Source organism: Avibacterium endocarditidis (genome assembly GCF_002921145.1).
Classification (GTDB): Bacteria; Pseudomonadota; Gammaproteobacteria; order Enterobacterales; family Pasteurellaceae; genus Avibacterium; species Avibacterium endocarditidis.
On record NZ_PQVI01000055.1, the window covers coordinates 1 to 4,893 of the forward strand.

Genomic DNA, 4,893 nt, shown 5'->3' on the forward strand with positions numbered 1-4,893 from the left:
TAAATGTGATAGAGAGTTTAACTAGAATATTATTATTCTAGAAATTTTATCTGCTATAATAAGTGCGGTAGTTTTTTACCGAATTTTTTAATGACTTTCCTACAACTTACTTTTCTACAGGAGAAGCGATGAAAAACACAAAATTCAAACTAGCTGTACTCACCCTTTTCTTTCCCTTTTTGCACTCACTGTCTTGCACTTCAAGCCAGCAAAATGCGGAACAACAATTACAAGAGCAAGCGGTATTAGGCTTTAAACTGGGTGCAACAATCAGGGGAATACCAAGCCTTAACTTACCAAGCCTTTAATCTGGCAAAAGTGGCATTCGACCAAGCGAAAGCGGCTAAAAGGTAAAAGAAAGCGGTTGTGGTTGATCTTGATGAAACAATGATGGACAACAGCGCTTATGCAGGCTGGCAAGTGCAGACAGGCACAGGGTTTAATGGCGAAGATTGGACTCGCTGGGTCAATGCGCGTGAAACTGCTGCAGTGCCGGGGGCGTAGAATTTAATAATTATGTTAAATACCCACAACGGGTAAAGTGTTCTACGTTTCTAATCGTAAAGATGCCACAGAAAAAACCGCAACCCTTGATGATCTAAAAACCCTTGGCTTTATCGGGGCATGTGAAGAAGTGCTTTATTTGGAAAAAAGACAAATCAAATAAATCCCCTCGCTTTGCTGAAATTGAAAAACTGGGTTACGACATCGTCCTTTATGTTGGCGATAACCTTAACGATTTTGGCGATGCTACCTATAAAAAATCTAACGCAGAACGCCGTGCTTTCGTTCAACAAAATAGTAAGCAATTTGGTAAAAAATTCATTATGTTACCAAATCCAAACTATGGCGATTGGGAAGGTGGTTTAGCTAAAGATTATTACAAAGGTGATGATCAAAGCCGTGTCAAAATTCGCCACGATGCCATCAAAGCATGGAGCGGAAAATAAGTTTTTTCGCCAAGATTACGCTATAATACACACAATCTGCCTTACGCTTAGGCAGATTGATTTCCATTTAATGCTTTTTTTGAAAGCCTTAAATAGAAATTAACGATTTTACATTCTCTCTAACAAAGGAACATTATGTCTGTTTTAGCTCGCTACCATTCTTATGAATCTTGCGGCACGGTTGATGGCCCGGGAATCCGTTTTATCCTGTTTTTGCAAGGCTGCTTAATGCGTTGCAAATACTGCCACAACCGTGATACTTGGGATCTACACGGCGGAAAAGAAATTTCCGTAGAAGATCTAATGAAAGAAGTGGTTACTTATCGACATTTTATGAATGCTTCTGGCGGTGGCGTTACTGCCTCTGGCGGTGAAGCCGTGTTACAAGCAGAGTTTGTGCGCGATTGGTTTCGTGCTTGCAAAAAAGAAGGTATTCACACCTGTTTAGACACCAACGGATTTGTTCGTCATTATGATCATATTATTGATGAACTGCTTGATGTTACCGATTTAGTGCTGCTCGATCTGAAAGAACTCAATGATCGCGTACACCAAAATTTGATTGGTGTGCCTAATAAACGCACCTTAGAATTTGCTCGATATTTACAAAAACGCAACCAGCCTGTATGGATTCGCTATGTGGTTGTGCCGGGCTGGACAGACAGCGATGAAGACGTGCATTTGCTTGGGCAGTTCATTCAAGATATGCACAATATTGAAAAAGTTGAGCTACTCCCCTACCACCGCCTTGGCGCACATAAATGGGAAGCGATGGGGGAAAAATACGAACTGGAAGATGTTAAACCACCAACAAAAGAATCCCTTGAGCATATCAAGCAAATCCTTGAAAGCTATGGGCATAAGGTAAGTTATTAATGGGGAAGATTATCCTTCCTCCTCCCCTCGTTTTCCTTGCTTGTGCGGGCGGAATGTATTTGCTTCCGCCCTTTAGATTATTTCACCTTTCACGACTTCTTATTTTGCCGATAGTGTTACTCGCAGGCCTTATTGCTATTTGTAGCCTTTGGCAATTTCATCAAGCTAAAACCACGATCAGTCCGCTGTCGGTAGAAAAAACTTCGCAGCTTATCACAACAGGCATTTATGCGTTTAGCCGCAACCCCATGTATCTTAGTTTATGGTTGATTTTACTCAGCTGGTTTTTATGGCTAGGCAATGGGCTGGCAATTTTGGGGCTGATTTTCTTTGTTCTCATTATGAACCAGTTCCAAATAAAGCAAGAGGAACAAGCGTTATTACGAATTTTTGGCGACACCTACCGTCAATATTGCCAACAGGTTAGACGCTGGATATAACTCACCGTACAGAAAGTGCGGTCATTTTTTAGCATTTTTTTCTACGCAAAAACTGTTTTACTTTTTCTTTCGGCAAGCGGTAGAAAATTAAGGCAATAAAAATTAAGCCGCAGCCTAGTGCCTTATGGGGAGTGAGCGGCTCGTGGAAAATTATCATACTTAAAAACAGCGTCCATACCGGCTCAAGCAGCATAATTAATGCGGCATTACCGACACTGGAATATTTCTGCCCGAGCGTTTGCAGTAAAAAGCGGAAATTGGTGGCGATCAACACGCTAGCAGCCAACCAACTCCAAGTTTCATTAGGAATATTTGCAGGCCAAGTTTCCATAAACATTGAATACAAACCACATAAAATCCCAACCATAGCAAGCTGAATGGTGGTGAGTGGCAACACGGGAACGTGGCGTGCATAATGATGATTAAGCACAAAATAGCTAGCGGCCAATAATGAAGTGAGCAAATACAGGCTATTATCGGAAGAAAGATCAAAGCCATTGTTGCCTAAGGCAAGAAAGTACAAGCCTAAAACCGCAATGGGTAAACAGAGCCAAAAGCTCGATTGTGGTTTTTGTTTAAACACGATCCAAGCGAGCAACGGTGCGATCAACATTGATAAACTGGTGAGAAACGCACCCTCACCGAAATTGGTATTATTGGTGATGGCTAAAATCCAAACACCAAGAAAAACCGCAAAAACACCACCAATTAGCACCGCACTTATCACTTGCTGGCGATTTAAACGGCGTAAATGAACGTAAGCAAAGGGCAGAAAAACCAGTGCGGCAAGAAAAAACCGCAAACCGATAAATCCTACCGAGGGCAAAGCATCAATGGCATATTTTGAAAAGAACCAGCCAATAGCGGCCGAAATAGTCACAAATAAAAGGATAATTTCCCCACGATAACGTTCTAACATTGTTGTTCCTTATAAATAACACGCCATAACCACGGCGTTTTCTCGTCCACCGTCTAACGTTGGATAATAATTTTTACGAATATCCACTTCGTTAAAGCCGCATTGCAGATAAAGTTTTTGTGCAATTTCATTGGATTGACGCACTTCTAGCCATAACGTCAAAATGCCCTGCCCGCGCAATTCATCGATTAACGAATGCAATAATTGCTTTCCTAAGCCTTGCCCTTGATAGGCTGGATCAATGGCAAGGTTGAATAGGGTCGCTTCATCAAGCACTTTTTGGCAAATAGCAAAGCCGATAATACGTTGCTCTTTCTCCAATTTTAAATTGAAATAGCGCTCGCCTTGATTATTTTTTAATGTTCCCAATGACCAAGGCACAAGATGTGCCTGCTGTTCGATCTCAAATAATCGATCAAAATCCTGAGATAGAATAGGGGAAATTTTTACCATTATGGGTTAATTCCTTGAATTTGTTGCCATAATTTACGTTTTTCTTGTGGGCTTGCCATAAAGGTTTGCCAATCTGGCGAGCGCCATTGGCTCAATGCTTTTTGACAATAAGGTAAAGTGCAGTGGATTTTTTCTGAATTTTCACTTAAGAGCCAATAATGCACTTCGTGGCTGACGTGCAAGTGGGGGATAAAATCAAAATGAATCGCTAAATATTCATTTTGATTTAGATCTAAGCTACGCAAAATATCTTGTAATAATGCAGTTGGGGGATTTTCGGTTTCACTAATGATCACCAACCGCACCTGCTCATCAATAGGAATATTTACTACGCCTTGCAAACTTTCAGGGCGCACCAGTTGCCATTGGAAAAGCCCCATTTCTTGTAACAGAAGTTGATGCCGTTTCATTATGTTACCGTTGATTAAGAAAATTGCTGTATTGTAAACATTTAGCAAAGGTTCATCAAATAAAGGCAAAATATTTCAGCATAAAAAAATGCGGTGGAAAACCACCGCACTGACAATGAAAATCTATAAAAGTTGATGATTAGAATTCGTAACGAAGACCTACTTTTACACCATATTGGTTTACTTTGGTATTTTCAAAAGAAGCTAAACGTTGCAATTGAACACCTGCATCTAAAGCTAAATTATCCGTAAGTTGATAAGAAGCTCCTGCTAATACACCATAACCGAATTTAGTGTGTGACTCATTATCAGAACCCGTAAAATGCCCATTAGGGTTAACTTCTACCGAAGTGTCATTAAGCTTTACCTTATTTAAGGATAAACGAGCACCAATGTAAGGCTTAAGTGGAATATCTAAATTAAAATCATAAAGGGCAGAAAAACCAAAACCTTGAGCTTTAATTGAACCATTGCCTTTTTCATAATCTGTAGCATTTTCTTGAATATGATAAGAATAGTTTTTCTTACCATAATAAGTGTAATCTAATGCAAAACGTAGTTCATTGACTTTATATCCAACAGCCACACTTGGAGCTACTTTGCCCATATTAAGATCATTGAAACCTCCAGTAAATTTAGTTTTTGAGTAACCTAAATCCCCTTGTACATACCAATTTGCATTGGCTGTTGCTGAAACAGCTAAAGCACCAATTACGACTGCTAATAATTTCTTCATAGTATTCTCCAATAAAGGTTATAAAAATTGTTTAATTCTAGCATAGTTTTTAACTAACGGTAAATAGTTCAACGCTTGTTTACATTCTTTACAAAAATACACCGCACTT

Annotated in this window: 6 protein-coding genes and 1 pseudogene; 3 read left to right on the plus strand and 4 right to left on the minus strand. The window is 39.7% G+C overall.

Annotated elements, in window-relative coordinates:
• The first annotated feature begins 128 nt into the window (after positions 1 to 128).
• From C3Z13_RS04390 to C3Z13_RS04400, 3 genes and pseudogenes are all read left to right on the plus strand, one after another.
• Positions 129 to 950: pseudogene (locus tag C3Z13_RS04390) on the plus strand (5'-nucleotidase, lipoprotein e(P4) family).
• A 135-nt stretch (positions 951 to 1,085) separates the two neighbouring features.
• Positions 1,086 to 1,826, plus strand: coding sequence for a pyruvate formate lyase 1-activating protein (gene pflA, locus C3Z13_RS04395; RefSeq protein ID WP_103853371.1), 741 nt, complete (start codon positions 1,086 to 1,088; stop codon positions 1,824 to 1,826).
• Positions 1,826 to 2,266: a methyltransferase family protein gene (locus tag C3Z13_RS04400; RefSeq protein ID WP_103855113.1), complete on the plus strand. Its 441-nt coding sequence runs from the start codon at positions 1,826 to 1,828 to the stop codon at positions 2,264 to 2,266. Before pflA ends, C3Z13_RS04400 begins: the two co-directional genes overlap by 1 nt.
• A 28-nt stretch (positions 2,267 to 2,294) precedes the next feature.
• Here C3Z13_RS04400 and C3Z13_RS04405 read toward each other — a convergent pair whose 3' ends face one another.
• The 4 genes from C3Z13_RS04405 to C3Z13_RS04420 form a co-directional block, all read right to left on the minus strand.
• Positions 2,295 to 3,185, minus strand: coding sequence for a DMT family transporter (locus tag C3Z13_RS04405; protein ID WP_103855114.1), 891 nt, complete (start codon positions 3,183 to 3,185; stop codon positions 2,295 to 2,297).
• Positions 3,186 to 3,194: 9 nt separating this feature from the next.
• Entirely contained in the window at positions 3,195 to 3,638 is a 444-nt protein-coding gene (gene rimI / locus C3Z13_RS04410) for a ribosomal protein S18-alanine N-acetyltransferase (RefSeq protein WP_103855115.1), read from the minus strand.
• Positions 3,638 to 4,048 (minus strand): DNA polymerase III subunit psi, encoded by a 411-nt coding sequence (locus C3Z13_RS04415; RefSeq protein ID WP_103855116.1) that lies wholly within the window; start codon positions 4,046 to 4,048, stop codon positions 3,638 to 3,640. The genes rimI and C3Z13_RS04415 overlap by 1 nt, the downstream gene beginning before the upstream one ends.
• 139 nt (positions 4,049 to 4,187) lie before the next feature.
• On the minus strand, positions 4,188 to 4,784 hold the full coding sequence (locus tag C3Z13_RS04420) for an opacity family porin (RefSeq protein ID WP_103855117.1): 597 nt from the start codon (positions 4,782 to 4,784) through the stop codon (positions 4,188 to 4,190).
• Between the last annotated feature and the right edge of the window lie 109 nt (positions 4,785 to 4,893).

Coding starts and splice junctions, on each gene's coding strand:
- pflA (WP_103853371.1), top strand. CDS start 1,086: ATGTCTGTTTTAGCTCGCTACCATTCTTATGAATCTTGCGGCACGGTT.
- C3Z13_RS04400 (WP_103855113.1), top strand. CDS start 1,826: ATGGGGAAGATTATCCTTCCTCCTCCCCTCGTTTTCCTTGCTTGTGCG.
- C3Z13_RS04405 (WP_103855114.1), bottom strand. CDS start 3,185: ATGTTAGAACGTTATCGTGGGGAAATTATCCTTTTATTTGTGACTATT.
- rimI (WP_103855115.1), bottom strand. CDS start 3,638: ATGGTAAAAATTTCCCCTATTCTATCTCAGGATTTTGATCGATTATTT.
- C3Z13_RS04415 (WP_103855116.1), bottom strand. CDS start 4,048: ATGAAACGGCATCAACTTCTGTTACAAGAAATGGGGCTTTTCCAATGG.
- C3Z13_RS04420 (WP_103855117.1), bottom strand. CDS start 4,784: ATGAAGAAATTATTAGCAGTCGTAATTGGTGCTTTAGCTGTTTCAGCA.